At 41.6% G+C, this 15750-nt stretch carries 15 protein-coding genes and 1 pseudogene; 6 read left to right on the top strand and 10 right to left on the bottom strand.

The window, feature by feature from the left end:
- The first annotated feature begins 212 nt into the window (after positions 1–212).
- The 3 genes from WA1_RS42760 to WA1_RS42770 all read left to right on the top strand — a co-directional run bounded on the left by WA1_RS42760 (position 213) and on the right by WA1_RS42770 (position 3752).
- A complete protein-coding gene (locus tag WA1_RS42760; protein ID WP_017749659.1) occupies positions 213–2501 on the top strand; it encodes a heavy metal translocating P-type ATPase in 2289 nt (762 codons plus the stop codon).
- 63 nt (positions 2502–2564) lie between these two features.
- A complete protein-coding gene (locus WA1_RS42765; protein ID WP_017749658.1) occupies positions 2565–2870 on the top strand; it encodes a DUF5132 domain-containing protein in 306 nt (101 codons plus the stop codon).
- Between the two features lie 291 nt (positions 2871–3161).
- Positions 3162–3752: an HMA2 domain-containing protein gene (locus tag WA1_RS42770; RefSeq protein ID WP_081403055.1), complete on the top strand. Its 591-nt coding sequence runs from the start codon at positions 3162–3164 to the stop codon at positions 3750–3752.
- Between the two features lie 42 nt (positions 3753–3794).
- Here the strand turns inward: WA1_RS42770 and WA1_RS42775 are convergent, their stop codons facing one another.
- Complete coding sequence (locus WA1_RS42775) at positions 3795–4541, bottom strand: ABC transporter permease (RefSeq protein WP_272819350.1); 747 nt, start codon at positions 4539–4541, stop codon at positions 3795–3797.
- Positions 4542–4771: 230 nt separating this feature from the next.
- Entirely contained in the window at positions 4772–5590 is an 819-nt protein-coding gene (locus tag WA1_RS42780) for an ABC transporter permease (RefSeq protein WP_017749655.1), read from the bottom strand.
- Positions 5591–5795: 205 nt separating this feature from the next.
- Between WA1_RS42780 and WA1_RS42785 the strand changes: the two genes are divergently transcribed.
- On the top strand, positions 5796–5984 hold the full coding sequence (locus WA1_RS42785; RefSeq protein WP_017749654.1) for a helix-turn-helix domain-containing transcriptional regulator: 189 nt from the start codon (positions 5796–5798) through the stop codon (positions 5982–5984).
- Here WA1_RS42785 and WA1_RS42790 read toward each other — a convergent pair.
- The 5 genes and pseudogenes from WA1_RS42790 to WA1_RS54095 all read right to left on the bottom strand — a co-directional run bounded on the left by WA1_RS42790 (position 5968) and on the right by WA1_RS54095 (position 10814).
- Complete coding sequence (locus WA1_RS42790; RefSeq protein ID WP_033336761.1) at positions 5968–6969, bottom strand: ABC transporter ATP-binding protein; 1002 nt, start codon at positions 6967–6969, stop codon at positions 5968–5970. The two genes, WA1_RS42785 and WA1_RS42790, sit on opposite strands and share 17 nt — an antisense overlap.
- A 255-nt stretch (positions 6970–7224) precedes the next feature.
- A pseudogene (locus tag WA1_RS62005) lies at positions 7225–7479 on the bottom strand (formylglycine-generating enzyme family protein); the annotation flags it as partial.
- 16 nt (positions 7480–7495) lie between these two features.
- Positions 7496–8566 carry an RNA-directed DNA polymerase gene (locus tag WA1_RS42795; RefSeq protein WP_017749651.1) on the bottom strand — a complete coding sequence of 357 codons (1071 nt, stop codon included), beginning with the start codon at positions 8564–8566 and terminating at the stop codon, positions 7496–7498.
- A gap of 126 nt (positions 8567–8692) precedes the next feature.
- Complete coding sequence (gene avd, locus WA1_RS42800) at positions 8693–9040, bottom strand: diversity-generating retroelement protein Avd (protein WP_017749650.1); 348 nt, start codon at positions 9038–9040, stop codon at positions 8693–8695.
- Positions 9041–9461: 421 nt separating this feature from the next.
- Positions 9462–10814 carry a formylglycine-generating enzyme family protein gene (locus WA1_RS54095; RefSeq protein ID WP_081403056.1) on the bottom strand — a complete coding sequence of 451 codons (1353 nt, stop codon included), beginning with the start codon at positions 10812–10814 and terminating at the stop codon, positions 9462–9464.
- Here WA1_RS54095 and WA1_RS42815 point away from each other — a divergent pair.
- Positions 10813–11478 carry an IS607 family transposase gene (locus tag WA1_RS42815; protein WP_272819170.1) on the top strand — a complete coding sequence of 222 codons (666 nt, stop codon included), beginning with the start codon at positions 10813–10815 and terminating at the stop codon, positions 11476–11478. The two genes, WA1_RS54095 and WA1_RS42815, sit on opposite strands and share 2 nt — an antisense overlap.
- A 61-nt stretch (positions 11479–11539) precedes the next feature.
- Positions 11540–13075, top strand: coding sequence for an IS200/IS605 family accessory protein TnpB-related protein (locus WA1_RS42820; protein WP_017750186.1), 1536 nt, complete (start codon positions 11540–11542; stop codon positions 13073–13075).
- 12 nt (positions 13076–13087) lie between these two features.
- Here the strand turns inward: WA1_RS42820 and WA1_RS42825 are convergent, their stop codons facing one another.
- The 3 genes from WA1_RS42825 to WA1_RS42830 are packed head-to-tail and all read right to left on the bottom strand — an operon-like array spanning position 13088 to position 15730.
- Positions 13088–14647: a hypothetical protein gene (locus WA1_RS42825; RefSeq protein ID WP_066613246.1), complete on the bottom strand. Its 1560-nt coding sequence runs from the start codon at positions 14645–14647 to the stop codon at positions 13088–13090.
- Complete coding sequence (locus WA1_RS60900) at positions 14640–14945, bottom strand: hypothetical protein (protein WP_051077159.1); 306 nt, start codon at positions 14943–14945, stop codon at positions 14640–14642. Before WA1_RS60900 ends, WA1_RS42825 begins: the two co-directional genes overlap by 8 nt.
- Complete coding sequence (locus WA1_RS42830; RefSeq protein ID WP_051077160.1) at positions 14945–15730, bottom strand: AAA family ATPase; 786 nt, start codon at positions 15728–15730, stop codon at positions 14945–14947. Before WA1_RS42830 ends, WA1_RS60900 begins: the two co-directional genes overlap by 1 nt.
- Positions 15731–15750 lie beyond the last annotated feature (20 nt).

Raw genomic sequence — 15750 nt, forward strand, 5'->3', positions numbered from 1 at the left:
GAAACAAGTCATATCAATGTCTAGTGAGTTAGATCGGTGGCTAGCAAGAACCCAATTTTGAGAGCCAGTGGAACGAAGCGAAAATTTTGCTAAAATCCCATACTTACGGTACTTGAAGGGTTGGATATTTCTTCACCCTATGAGTATCCCGTTGAGTAGGCTCTAGAAAATCAAACAGTTGAACAGTCTTTATTTTTTATGCGAGCAAAGAAATGGCAGAACTTAGTGTGCAAATACCAACCTCCAGATTTCATCTTGCCGAAGTAGCGCTACCCGAAAGAAATGGGAAGGCTGCTTTAGGAGATAAAAATGGACACGCACCAACTCAGATTTCCAAAGTCCAGCACAGCCTTGTCCATGTAGTTCCAGGACGGTTGAGGTTGCGAGTACCTCGCCTGCGTCATGATAAGGATTATGCACAGCGCCTTCAGGTTTTGTTAGAGGCTGACGTTCTGGTTTCAAGTGTACGTATTAAGCCTGCAGCGTCTTCACTGGCAGTGACCTATAAAGTCAGTAAAGCAACGGAAGCCAAAATTCGATCGCATTTGAGTTATTTGATTCAAGCAGCAAGTGACGTTATTGTTCTCAAGCCTTCTACTTTAAAAAAAGCTGCTGATAGCGAAACAGAAAAACCTTGGCCCGGTTTACAACTTTCAGCTGTGACTGCGGTTTTAGCCGTGCTGGCTGGACCTTTTGGGCTACCGATTCCGCCCCTGATGATAGCAACGACTATAGCTGTCACAACATTGCCTGTAGTCCAAAGAGCTTGGGAAGGAATTACGGTAGAGAAGAAATTCAACATTGACTTTCTAGATTTTATGGCGATCGCCATCACAACGCTTCAGGGTCAATTTCTCACACCCGCACTCATGCTGGGGTTAATTGAAATTGGCGAGAATATACGCGATCGCACGGCTCGATCTTCCGCCCAACAAACGCTAGATTTGTTAAGTTCCCTCGGACAGTTCGTCTGGATTGAACGTGATGGAGAGAAGGTGCAAATCCCCATCCAAGATGTGCAAAAAGGGGATACAGTTATTGTTTATCCCGGCGAACAAGTGCCAGTTGACGGTACTATCCTGCGAGGAAAAGCATTACTAGATGAGCAAAAACTGACTGGAGAATCCATGCCAGTCTTGAAAAAGAAAGGACAAACCGTCTATGCTTCAACTCTAGTGAGAGAGGGACGGATTTATATCTTGACAGAACGGGTAGGTAACGACACTTGTGCTGGACAGAGCATTCAATTAATGCAACAAGCACCCGTTCACGATACCCGGATGGAAAACTACGCTGCAAAAATTGCCCAGAAAGCTGTTTTACCAACTCTATTATTGGGTGGGATCGTGTTCGCTACAACTCGCAATCCAGCACGAGCAGCTAGCGTTTTAACCCTTGACTTTGCAACAGGTATTAGGGTATCAGTCCCAACAACTGTGTTAGCAGCATTAAGCTATGCAGCACGGCGAGGCGTTCTGATTCGTAGCGGACGGGCATTGGAAAAACTAGCAGAGATAGATACAGTTGTTTTTGATAAGACAGGCACTCTGACCAGAGGGGAAGCCGCTGTGGTGAGTGTAGAAAGTTTTAATCCAGACACTTCACCAACACGAGTGCTGCAACTAGCGGCTGCAGCCGAACAACGTCTAACACACCCAGTTGCAGAGGCAATCGTGCGGTATGCAGAAGAACAGAAAATAGAAATTCCCACCCGTGGAAAGTGGGATTATCAACTTGGTCTGGGGGTACAGGCAGAGATTGACGGCGAAACTGTTTATGTTGGTAGCGAGCGCCTTCTAGAACAAGTTGGCATTGCAATGGAACAGCTTGACGGTAACGAAAAGAAAGCGACTTCAACGATTTATGTAGCGAGCAACGGTCAACTACAAGGTATAATAAAATATAGTGACATACTCCGTTCAGAAAGTCGGGAAGTGATTGCAAAACTGTTAACAGTTGAAGGTGTGGAAGTCCACATGCTAACTGGTGATAACAAGCAGACTGCTAGCGCCGTTGCTGCTGAACTTGGTATTTCCCCGACCTATACCCATGCAGAAGCTTTTCCCGAGCAAAAAGCAACGGTTGTCCGCGAACTGCACGAACAAGGTAAAACAGTTGCATTTGTTGGCGATGGGATTAATGATTCGCCAGCTTTAGCATACGCTGATGTTTCTGTTTCCTTTGCCAATGGCTCTGACATTGCTCGTGAAACAGCAGATATAGTGCTTATGCAGAATGACCTGCATGGTTTATTAGAGGGAATTGAGATTGCTCGTAAAGCCAAGCAGCTAATTCAGCAAAATACGGCTCTGATTGCTGTTCCCAATTTAGCCGCATTAGTAGTGGCAGTTTTGTTTGGTCTTAACCCCCTAGCAGCGACTATGGTGAACAATGGTTCGACAGTTGTTGCAGGAGTCAACGGTTTGCGCCCAATTCTTAGAAGTCGCGATAAGCGAGCGATTACGGCTAAAGCCGTATCGCAAAACTCTCCCCGCAGCTAGATGAGATGGTTTTGGAAACAAGAGTATTTTAGTAAGTTTAATTAGTTTCAGGAGGAAATTATCATGGCACCAAAAATTACTGATTTTGTTGAAGACGCAGGCGCACCTGGAATCATCGCCGGTATTAGTGCAGTCCTTCTTGCACCTGTTGTTATTCCTGTTGTTGCTGGAATTGGTAAGCCCATAGCCAAGTCTATTATCAAGAGTGGACTTGTTCTGTTTGAAAAGAGCAGAGGTGCTGTTGCAGAACTCGGCGAAAGTTGGGAAGACATGGTTGCTGAAGCCAGAGCAGAACTAGCAGAAGGTAGACAATTACCAGCCGTTGATGTTGCAGGAACCTCAGTTGACAACTCTGATAACGGTATGTAAATGCCCTCATCCCCAACCCTTCTCCCTCAGGGAGAAGGGAGTCAGACCCCTACCCCTGTTAAGGTAAGACCTAATACTGAGAATTTCTTCGCGCTCTTCGCGTCTTTGCGGTTAAAAATTAGTTTTGAACCACGAAGGCACGAAGAGCGCGAGGGTAAGACGTAGAAAATTAGGTATAATTTTTTTAATTTTTGAGTTACCTTGACATGACTTGGCGGACTTTAGCCCTGCTTACGCTACTTTGAGAGAGATTAAAACAGCACCTCAAGTTACTACGGGAAAAGAAAGAAATTGATAAACAACGGTTACACTCATCTCACTGAAATGCCAAAAACAATACAAGAAGAATGTAGGAAACAATCTACATATAAACCTATATCCACAAAAGTTGTTAGTTCTACTCCAGGGCGACTGCGTTTAAGAGTTGCGTCCCACCACCGTCAATCGGGTGATATGGAACGCATTGCAAACGCTCTACAGGCTCAGCCAAATATTAATCAAGTCAGAACTAATGTTCAAAACGGCAGTCTTGTTATACAGCACAGTACTCAAGATGACAGCCTTGAAAATGTTTTCGCAACTCTACGAGATTTAGGTATTATCTTTGGTGAAATAACATTAGGAAAATCTGAGGCTGCAGCAGGGGTATCTAATGCTGTAGTGGATTTGAATAAGCGCGTGAAAAACGCCACCAATAACTCTGTTGATTTGCGCTTCCTTTTTCCTTTAGGGTTGGGTATTCTTTCCATTCGGAAATTACTTGCACAGGGATTACAGTTCGAGATTATTCCCTGGTATGTGTTAGCTTGGTACGCCTTTGATAGCTTTATTAAGCTCCATGGAATGACTCAACAGCACTCAGAAAATGATTTGGAAAGTTAAGAGAATTATTCAAGAAAAATAGGCGGATAAAAAGCTTGTGTACTAGCTACCAGTGGAACAATAGAATCGCTCTCCTAATTTCCAAAGCTTCAAAGCAATTATAAGAAAAAGAATGCCTGCTATTGGCGAAACGTAACAAAACCACAAAGGCACTAAAAAATCTCTTTCTTTTTCAAGTACCGCCAGCAACGGAAAATAGTTGACACAAGCAAGGGGTATTAAGAAAGTAAAGAATCGCTGAAACCACTTGCTATAAATTGAGAGAGGGTACTGAGCAGTTTCAACTCCTCCATAAGTGAGGATATTCATGATTTCGAGAGACTCAAGAGTCCAAAATGTCAGTGTTGCTTGTATAATGACAATGCCAACAAAAAGTGCAACTCCGCCAATAAATGAAGTGCTTAAAAGCCACAATTTTTGAATGGTAAAAGGAATGTGGAGAGTGGAAAGTGACCAACCCATGACCGCAAGCCCTTGCGAAAATCGTCCTATTCGTTTCAATGTAAATTCTATGCCTAAAAGTTGAAGAACTGTTGTACGTGGACGAAGAAGTAAACGGTCAAAATCGCCGTTTTTAATGATTTTTGAGAACGAATCAAATCCTCGCCCAAGTGCATCAGCACAAGCAAACGAAATATTAATCATGCCATAAAACAGAGCAACTTCGGAAAGAGTCCACGTACCAATACTATTAAAACGAGTAAAAAGCGCCCAAATTCCGAAAAATTCAATCACAGTTCCTAAAAGTTGACCTAATATTTGCAGCCAGAAGGAAATTTTGTACTGCATTTGCGCTCTGATAGATACAGAGATATATCGAAGGTAGAGTAAAAAAGCATTCATCCTCGCTTCATTCCTTTGATTCTAAATTAATGATGGCAATTCTCACATTCGTAAGGTACAAGAAGAAATAATTAACCGCAGATGAACGCAGATGGACGCAGATAAATTTGTACTTCAGCACATTATACGCGAGACGAGAAGCTTCTCGATTTCTTTAAGAAGTTGGGGATCTGAGTTTATCCACCTTGAATGACGAGCTTTTTTACCCCATACTTCACTAAAAAACGCCCAAGGATAATAATGACAAATATCCAGAAAATTTGATGAAGTAAGATATTAAATAATTCGTTTGGTGGAAGATTTCCAGTAAAAAGACGAAAAGGTTTATCTAGAAGTCCTGAGAAGGGAAGAAAATTTAAGCAGGGCTGGAGCCATTCAGGAAAAAGTGGCAGAGGAATAATCATTCCAGAGAAGATAGTAATGAGATTGGGAAGTACGCTATTTATTCCCTCGCCAGAAAGTGTCCACATCATTGATACGGTAAGAAGCATTGTTATTGTAGAGGAAAGCAGAATTCCACCAATAAAGGACATGAGAAAAGCAATTCCGGAAGCAAAGGAGGGTGGCAAAGACAGCGATCGCTCAGATAGCCCTACAATAGGAAAAAGAAACATTGTGATACCAAGAAGCGGAAGACCGCGAAGTATCAGGGGTGCTGTGCGAAGTGCTAAAGCGCGAGTGAACCAAAAATTGTAAAGGTCAGTGGGTCGAAGAAGATCGTATCCTACCGAACCAGAGCGTATGAGTTCTTGAATTTCTTTATCACCTCCCCAAGGAACAAGCGCTATCAAAAATGCTTGTCCCAGCCATACGTATCCTGTAGCTTCGCGGAAAGTCATAGGTTGAGCAGAGGTTGCATGAGTAAAAAATGCCTCAAGAACCATGACCTTCACAAAACCCCAAAACAGTTGAGTTGCAACTCCTGCTAATGCAGCAGTACGATATTGCAACAGAAGTGCAAATCTTGCAACAAAGAGTGACCAATATGCTTTCATATTATGTCTGGTTGAACATTTGTGAAAACCTGAGTTCGGTGTCAGAAAAAGTCTGAAAAATCTCAGATTCCCTAAAATTGTGACATACTCCTATCCCGCTTAAAGATTATATAATTATATGAACCGCAAAGACGCAAAGTACGCAAAGTAAGAGGAGAAGAAGATCGGTATATATAGTATTGGCGGACATATCAGGAGGAACAGGATGAGCAAGAGATTGAGAACTCATGATGAGGTAGTGATAGAGCAGCTAAGGAACCCAGACATGGCTAAGGCTTACCTCAAGATCGCCCTTGAGGAGTACGAGCAAGATGGGGATTTGCCATTTTTTTTGGAAGCGCTGTGGAACGTGGCGGAAGCACAGAGCGGTAAGTACACTACCCAGGTGGTGTAAAAATCTTTTCCGAGTTTGCATACAGTTCAGCAACTATTTCCTCAATGGGTGGATTTTCAACGAAAAGATCCTCTACTTCGTATTTTGATGTAATCTGGCTAATGAGGGACGCTGCAGAAAGCTTTGTGGGATCGAAGGCAAGAGTTACGGTGCGTCCTTCTTTGGAGAGAATACTGACTCCTTCTTGCTCAAAACAAAAATCATCCTTGATTAGGTCGATTCTTAAGTACCGACGAGAAGAAACTTGAGAACGTAGAGTTGCGAGAGAACCATCACAAAGAATCTCTCCTCCTCCTATAATAATGACGCGATCGCACAACGCCTCAATATCATCCATATCATGAGTGGTCAGGATGGTGGTGACTTTATGAGTTTTATTCAGCGCTTTGATAAATTTTCTTACAGCAAGCTTTGAAACTGCATCAAGCCCGATGGTGGGTTCATCCAGAAAAAGAATCTCAGGTCTGTGAAGCATTGCGGCTGCAAAGTCACAGCGCATCCTTTGACCGAGGCTTAACTGTCTCACTGGGGTTGAGAGAAAGCTGGAAAGATCGAGTAAATCAATCATTTCTGTCCGCGTCTTGAGATACTCTGAATGGGGAACGCTATAGATATCTCGAAGCAAGTCGAAAGACTCAATCGCTGGTAGATCCCACCATAGTTGCGTTCGCTGACCAAAGACAACTCCAATACGACCAACATGCTGGATTCTATCTACCCAGGGAGTGCGATCGCCGATTATACATTTTCCACTGGAAGGGACTAGAATACCACTTAAAATCTTAATGGTCGTCGATTTACCTGCTCCATTTGGACCAATATATCCTACAAGTTCTCCCTGTTCCAACGAGAACGAAACACCTTTCAATGCATGGACTTCTCTGGTTTTTCGCTGTACAAGTCCTCGTATTGAACCGAAAAGCCCAGAGGAGCGTTCAGAAATAAAGAAAGTCTTCTTCAGATCTTCGACAAGAATGTGAGACATAAAAAATAGGGAGTAGGGAGTAGGGAGTAGGGAGTAGGGGAAGAAATTTTCCACTTAGAGGTCTTTAAAATCACAACTACTCCTTTCCTGTTATGAGATTATCAATATCCTTTATTCTTTTCCTCTTTCTTTGCGCTCTTTGCGTCTTTGCGGTTCATTTCACTGTTCTGATTTTGCCTAATTTTTTCTACACCAGCAACAATAAAGAGAAATATAATACATATTATTAGGTCGAGCAACCGTTCAGCAAAAAGCTTACCAGGCTACTCGACCAAGTTTTATGTTTGGATGCTCAAAGAACATCACTGGAACAGGATCTGAACTCTTCTGTTGTACGCCCAATAGATTCACACCTATAAGTTCCGACAGGTGAAGAGCACTCGCCCCGGAAAGCACCACCCGAAACCCGGTGTTGTCGTTCCTGTTGTCCGGATGATCGTCGTTGCGATACGCCGAACGGCAATTCCTCGGATTGTTGATCCAGGAACCGCCACGAAGCATCCGAAAGTGCCTATCCCATCTTTTACTATCTCACAAAACGCTTTTTTGTAAACACAATTGATGTAAATATTTGTTTACGTAATTGCCAAGTGTCCCCATGTTTTAAATGAGCTATCCAACTTTTAATTGAGCAAGATATGTCTTGGATTTTAATCTTACCTTCAGCATAGTCTTTTTGCATTTTTCGCAATCGCCGCCGCCCTCTCCGCAAATTTTCAGTTCTTAGGCGAATTCGATCTGGCAAAATCCGAAATCCTAAAAAATTTGCCCCATGTCGAGTTTCAAAGAGTTGGCTTTTCGTTGGATGAATTTTTAGCCGGAGTTTGACTAAATATTCTATAATCGCTTGTTGGGCTTCTGCTAAAAAACTGCGATCGTCTGAGAATAGGGCAAAGTCATCCACATAACGCAAATATTTTTTTACTTTGAGTTCTTCTTTGATAAAATGGTCTAAACCATTAAGATAGATATTGGCAAAAAACTGACTGGTGAGGTTTCCAATAGGTAAACCCTTTTTTCTTTCCAAAGGGGATAGTAAGTCGTCTCCTGGAAAATAGTCTGTGACAGGAGGTTGGGGATTGCTATTATCAACGATCGCATCTAACAGCCAGAGTGTATCTTTACATTTCAGTTTGCGACGCAGGAGCGTTTTGAGGATAGCATGGTCAATGCTGGGAAAGTACTTTTTGATATCGCATTGCAAAATATATTGACTGGAACGTGCAAAAGTGGTGAAGCGTCGCAATGCTCGGTGAGTTCCATATCCACAACGATTGGCATAAGAATCTTCAATGAAGGTTCTCTCGAAAATGGGTCCTATAATGTTACATACAGCATGATGGACGACGCGATCGCGGTAAGGTGCGGCGGAAATGATGCGCGGTCTGGGTTCAAAAATTTGAAATGTTTTGTAATTCCCTGGCTGATAAGTTTTTGATTCTAATTGATTCTTAATATTTGCTAGTTCTATTTCCAGGTTGTAGTTAAACTCTAAAACATTTGGTCGAAATCGCTTTCCTTTTTGTGCGCTTTGTGCGGCTAAAAGGATGTTGTCAAAGTTTGTAATATGAGGATAAACATTACCAGATCTTTTCATTGATTGTCATTGGTCATTTGTAAGCGTTTTAGCGTGTTTACATACGGATTTTAGAAACCCAGAAACCCTAGAAACCTAGAAACCCAGAAACCCGGTTTCTTTAAGAAACCGGGTTTCTAGTTGAGGTTATTCTTCCCTTTTGCTGCGCTGCTGTCTAATCCAACCACCGAGTTCATTACCAATAACATTGATAAAACCTCCAATCTGTTCGTATTTTTGGTTGTCAAACTGGTTAAAATCGAACAGCAACCGGGTTTGATGACGCAGGACATCAAGCTTAGCGTTTAACAGTTCTAATTGTGCTAATTTTTCTGGGAGATACCTTGCGTGGATCAATCCTTCTAATATGTCGTAAAGTCCGTCGATCATCCTAGTTCCTAAAGTAAATTTGTGGTTTCTAGGTAAGCGATCCAAGACGGGGATGTACCATAGGATGAGGTCGTAAGTGTGTTGGATGATGGGTGGTGTTGGCATTTTTCTAGAAAGAGTTGTCGTTGGAGGTTCGAGGTAAGACCGCTTGCCGCCTAACCCCTCACCGAAAATCGGTAAGGGGTTGGAGGTGGAAAGTGGTTATTGTAGGTAATTGACGAATTCGGTATGAATTCTTTGGGACGAGCAAGATGCTTTTCCCACATTCGACTAATCATCTCATATAACTTGCAAAATTTAAAAACAGAAAAACAAATTTTTGCTATAATTATTGGCATCAACACCACAGAAACCCGGTTTTTTCAAGAAACCGGGTTTCTCAACAGCCTACTTGACAAAACTAGTCTCTTTCCTGCATACTATAACTAGTCGTACCATACTTGAAAAAAAATCGATCCGCCTTCGGCGGAAAAGGGTAAGAAAAAAGAATAGAGAAAAGGGTAAGAGGGAAGAGTGTAAAGAATTATTAAGTTCTCGCCCCGGAAAGCACCACCCGAAACCCGGTGAAGTCGATCCTGTAGTCCGGAAGAGCATCGTTGCGATACGCGGAACGGCAATTCCTCGGATTGTTGACCCAGGAACCGCCACGAAGCAACCGATTATCATTATCAATGTTTGACGAATTAGCATTGTCTAGAGGAGTATTTTCGTATTTTTCATGCCAATTGTCGGCACACCACTCCCAAACATTTCCATGCATATCAAACAAACCAAAGGCATTTGCTACTTTAAAGCTGCCTACAGGTGTTGTTCGTTCGCGATCTTCTCCCTTAGAACCAGAGCCATAAGTAAAGTTGCCGTCATAGTTCGCTAACTCAGGCGTAATAGTTTCACCAAAGTGGAACGGTGTCGTCGTACCTGCACGGCAAGCATACTCCCACTCTGCCTCACTGGGCAGTCGGTAGTTACGTTTACTATATATAGATAGTCTATCACAAAACTCAACTGCTTCATACCAACTTACACTTTCTACTGGTCGATCGCTTCCTTTAAATTCAGAAGGATCGGGATCTAGTTCGCGATTGACTTGTGGTAACGCTGCGATCGCCCGCCATTGTGCTTGAGTAATGGGATATTTCCCCATAAAAAACGGTTGAAGAGTGACCTCGTGTTGGGGGCTTTCACGTTCCATGTGTCCTTCTTCCGTTTCGGGTGAACCCATGAGAAAAGTACCTTCAGGAATGTAAACCATTTCTAAAGTCACGCTGTTACCAAGGTCTTCTTTAAAATAATCAGCTTTGCAAGATTCTTGTTGGACAATCTCTCCTACAGCATTTACAGTCACAACATCAAAGGAGAACCTTTTAGCGGGGATGGGTGGTGGCGGAATACTGATGCTAACTCCAGCAATGGTTGGGGAACTTCCGAGTTGATGGCGCAGCTCATCAAATTGCTTTTCGGCTCCGAACAAATCGCCACGAGCTGATTGTTCCATACCCTGAGCTAAAGCTAACAACGGTTGAAAACCTTCGGTTTTCAGTGGTTCTGTTAAGGTTTCGACTAAGAATGTCATCTGCAGCCAATCGGATTGATTGTACTGCTGTAGCATTTTTGTTAATTTTAGGGTGATTTGTTTGGCGGCTTCTGTGGTGTTGACGTAAGCTAAGGCTGTCCAAGTTTGAGCTTGAATAATACCGCTATCTAAGTGATTCATCTGTCGTGCGACATACTCTAGTAAAAATTCTGAGAGCTTGTTGAGACGTTCTTGACCATAGCGTTGAGTCAGATGCTTCAACAGAACTTGTCTGACTGTAATATTCATCTCATACAGTTCCTGTCCGACTTCGTTGCAAAGAGACGTAGCTAGTAACGGTTTCATGGAACAAGTCGGAATTAGTGTTAATTTTAAGATATCTAATACTATTTCTGAGTTTATGCCTTATATCAGTCCTAAAGACGCCGCAGAACTAACAGGCTTTCATCCAAAAACTCTAGCTAAGTGGGCAGACGCCGGGAAAATTGACTTTATCAAAGCTGAGAGTGGTTATCGCCGATACGATGTGACCTCCCTCAGAAAGATGATTGGGGAGGACGACCGAGCAGTCATCATATATGGACGAGTCTCAACGCATTCTCAAAAGGATGATTTGCAACGGCAGTTAGATTTTTTACGCTCGCGCTACCCTAAAGGAGAGATGATTTACGAAGTAGGTTCGGGGTTGAACTTTAAGCGGAAAAAGCTTTTATCGATATTAGAAAGAGTGATTAATCGCGAAGTAAAAGAAATAGTAGTAGCTTATTCAGATCGGTTGGTCAGGTTCGGTTTTGACCTTGTAGTTTGGCTTTGTGCTCAATTTGATTGTAAAGTTATTGTGTTGAATCAAGTCGTGCTTTCTCCTCAACAAGAGTTAGTGCAAGATCTGCTAGCAATCATGCATTGTTTTTCTGCAAGGCTTTACGGCTTGCGAAAGTATGAAAAACCGATCAGAAAAACTTTAGAAGTAGAAAAATTAGATGAAGATTCCATGAAGAATGATGTCTAAATCGGAAATGTCGGGGACATTTTTGTATACTAAAACAGTCAAGCGAAGGAGGTGATACAACGTGGGGCGAGTCAAAGGACATATTGAAGTTCAAAAGACAGTGATATTAAGAGCTAAAAGTGAAACTGCTTACAGGGAAGAAATAGTTAAACATATTATTACTACCAAACAATTGTACGCAGATACAACTGAGTTTTATGTTTTGGTATTTCTGGAGAATTTAGAGCTACTCAATTTAAAATCTGATGACTTGTATAGCGTTGTAGAGAAATTAACATTAATTACCAAACAAAGACCCTCCCCGGAAATTCCCTTGCAGATCAACACAGTTCAAGACATGCGTCGTTCTTGCATTAAAACCGCTTTTGGTATAGCAAAGTCTTGGGACTCGAACTATAAAAAATGGGAGTTACGTAGAGATAAGCATGAAGAAAAACAAGCCAAGAAATTAGCCATTTCTGAAGCTAAGGGCCAGAAATACACTCCGAAAAAGTTCACAGATAAACCACCGCTACCACCTCGTAATTATACAAACATTCATCCTACTTTCTATCGTGGGATGTACAAGGAGTTTGACGGTTCATCAATCATATTAAAACTGTGGACAGGCAACAGATGGGTTTTTATGAAGCAGCCTATCAACCTAGAAGGTAGAGAACTTCCTTATGGTTATGAATGGGGAAGTCCCACGCTGGTTTTAAAAGATAGGTTACATCTTCATGTTCCTGTGATTAAACAAGTCAAATCCAACGGGAAACTGGCTCAACAAGCATTGAACCCTGATGGATTAACAACTTGCAACGTAGATCTAAATCTTGATGGTGATATAGCTGTAGCAACAATTCTACACTCCGACGTTACGGGTAGCGTTACCGAGATTGCCACTCTCTTTGTTAAGGGTAATGATACTATCCAACATCGTAGGAAGCGTGAGTTAGGTTTAATTGCAGTAGCTAGTTCCAAGACAAATAAAGGTTTTGGAGTTAAAAAGATTGGTGATAATTCTCAACGCTTTGAGAAAATTAAGAATAGAGATAATTACGAATCTCATCGAATCTCTAAACGTATAGCTGACTTTGCTCATCAGTATGGAGCGACAGTAATTGTATTTGAGTGTTTAACTAATCTTCGACCCGATAGAGCGAAATTTAGCCGTCGTTCTAATCAAAAAAGAGCTTATTGGCTCTCGTCGAAAATTCGGAAACGAACCAAATACAAAGCTTTTCAGTCTTATGGAATTATCACGGCTCAAGTCTCACCAAAAGATACAAGCAGGCATTGTGCATTATGTAATGGCAACGAAGAAGAAGATTCGTTAGTTTCCAGAATAGAAGCTCAATTTAGTACTGATGTCGCCAGACTTTTTCAAATAATCATGAATAAATCATTGGAGAAAGTTGATTACAGTACGGGAGCGCCAAATTATATTTGTTCCGACACCGTTGAACATAGAGGCAATGCCGATCTGAACGCCGCCCGAAATATAGGTCTACGTTTTTTTGCGAGATATTACCAAAAGCCCAGGTTGAAAGTTGAAAAACAGGGTTTACTTGCTACCCAAGCAGCCAGAAAGGCATTTGGCATGGTAGCTGTGTAAGGGTTAGTGGTTCTACCCATGCGTTCTCGACGTGTTTGGATTACCCGTGCATATATAGTAGCAGCAAGCCTGCAAAGCTATTGACGAGGCATACCCATCGGGAGCGAGAAAAGGAGAGAGAAGTACTAAAAATTCCGATAACTTCCATCTCTCAGGATCACCAGAAAGTAAAAGGTCAGATACAGCAATCCAAGGAATTTGCAGATCAAGCTCAATTAAATAGTCCCGCAAACGATAGAGAAAATCTGGAGTTAAAGTCAAAGGAAAAGCTGCATGATATGCTAGGTCGAGATGTGCTTGAGTAAAGCGCCTAGCAAATGAGTGGATTCTTTTAAGAGCGTATTCAATGTCGGGGTCGGTTTCTAGTTCTGCTTTTAATTCGTCCTTCTCTTCTGTTGTTGCTTCTTCAGCCACTTGGTAAACTTGTAATTGTGAAATGCCTTGCAACACTTTCATCGCTTTTTGAAATCCGACGCGATCGCAAGAAAACATGGGTACAATTTTTGCCTCTGCGATCGCTTGAGCGGTTGTTCTCTTCCAAGAGGCTTGAGGTACGGGATTTAACCAAGCTATAGCTTTAGAATAATGTTGTAGCTTTTCCAAAAACTCAAGAGTTCTTTCAACCCGCCTCAAGACAAAGTTACCACGAGCAGCTCCTGCATCACTCAATATAAGGATAACTGTTTTTTCTGGATGCCAACGAGCTATAACTTCTTCCACAGGTGATTCAGTTTGAAACTGGGAGTCACCGTAAAGCATGAATCTGGGGTAGTTATTGAAGTAATAACAATCCGTTTTTTCCAAACAACTCGTTTGGTAAGCCGTTTCTACCAACAGACGCGATAAAACATGAAACGGCTGCATTGAACCTTTTTGGTCAATTAGTAAAACTAGATGACTGGACTTAACCTGACGGGGTTTTTGGATGGGTTGAAAAAACATCCCCCGTTGCTTAATTTGGTCAATTGTTGCGGGAACATCAAGTTCCAGTCGCAGCCCTTTTCTGATTGGACGGCGCAAAGTATACCAACCTTGCTCCATCTGTCGTGCTGTTACAGGAAAATAGTCCTTGGGTAAACCGGAAGGTTTAAAAGCTGTCCATTCTCTTGGTTTACCTACCCTGACTGCTTTTGCTACTTCGGTTTCTTGAGTTGTGGTTTCTATGGAGTGACTGGGAGCAGGTGCAAAGAAAAAATGTGGCTTTTTCGACCTAGATTTTTTGGTAGTCGTGCTTTTTTGTGGCGCTTCTTCAGGAGTTGCGATCACACTCGCAGTTTGTTCTTCCTTGGGAGGATGAATTGTTGGGGAATGCGATCGTTCCACTTTTTCCCCAAACATTTCCTCAAAAATTGCCTCAAATTGACGCTGCTGGCTAACTGATTTTACCCACAACGTTTGACATAACTGCTTGAGAGCAGAAGGTGAGTCAAGTTTCAGAATTTCTGATTCTAAAGTACCATAATCAGCGAGCAAAACCTCTAACAATAGATTGTAGTCACCCACACCGAGAAGAAATTTTGCTTCTCGGAGACGGGTAAATAACTCATAGAGTGGTAAATCACCTTCACTCACTGTCAGAATCCTCTTGTTCTCTCAACTCAGCAATTTCGAGGTCATCTTGACTTTTTAACAAAACACTAGGACAGGGTAATGTCTTTTCTGAGAGAACCCGTTCAATTTTTGCTGTTGTCTTATATTCTAGGCGGAGAGCTTTTACCCAGTCAATCAATTCACTCGTACTTACTTTTTTCCCAAGATATCCTTTCTCGCTCTCCAAGATTTTACGGATAGCAATAAAACGATCTACAATTTTATCTATTAATTCTTCTGATAACTTTTTGCCCCTAAAATGTGCTTGAACAATTTTCATTAACTCCTCTTTTGTGGAAATTTAATGTAGTGATAAAGACATCGACGCAGAAAAGCATCTGGTAATTTTCGTTGACCGTTGCTAGTGATAAAAATAATGGGTGCGAAATCTGGTTCTGCTCTAATTTCTCTTCCAGTTTCTTTAATAAAAAATCGTTTTTCTTCAAGTTCTAAAAGTAAATCATTAGGAAAATCCGTATCAGCTTTATCTATTTCATCAATCAGCACAATCATCCGTTGTCCTTTTTGGGATGCTTGAAACGCTTTACCAAGTGCTCCCCATTGGATATAAGCTTCATGTTTTGGGTCTTCTAATCTTTGCCGAATATTGTTTTTTTCTAATGGATTTCCTAAACTTGTATCTTGAGGTAATTGTTCTTTATCTGGTAATTGATTATTGTTTAACTGATGTTCCACTGTAAATAGTTGAACGTCAAACAAACGCCTAACTGCATCATAAATATATAATCCATCTCTTGCTTGGTCACTAGACTTAATATTCCAATCTGCATAAGGCCATTTTTCTACATTATATTGCTCGCCGTAACATTTACTAAACTCATAAGCTACTGCACGAGCTAATCGCGTTTTGCCACATCCCGGTTCTCCTTCTAGTAATAAAGGTCTGTTAAGATTAATTGACAAATTTACAGCTTTAACTAATCCTTCACTAACAGGTATATAAGGATAAAGGATTTCTCCAGTGTCCTTATCCTTTTCACGGGGCTTGGGTTGATATTGTTCTTCACCCGTGTATGTCAAATTTTTGTTTAAAAATCTAGCCATCTACTTTCGTAATTCTCCCA

The sequence above is a fragment of the Scytonema hofmannii PCC 7110 genome (genome assembly GCF_000346485.2).
Lineage (GTDB): Bacteria > Cyanobacteriota > Cyanobacteriia > Cyanobacteriales > Nostocaceae > Scytonema > Scytonema hofmannii.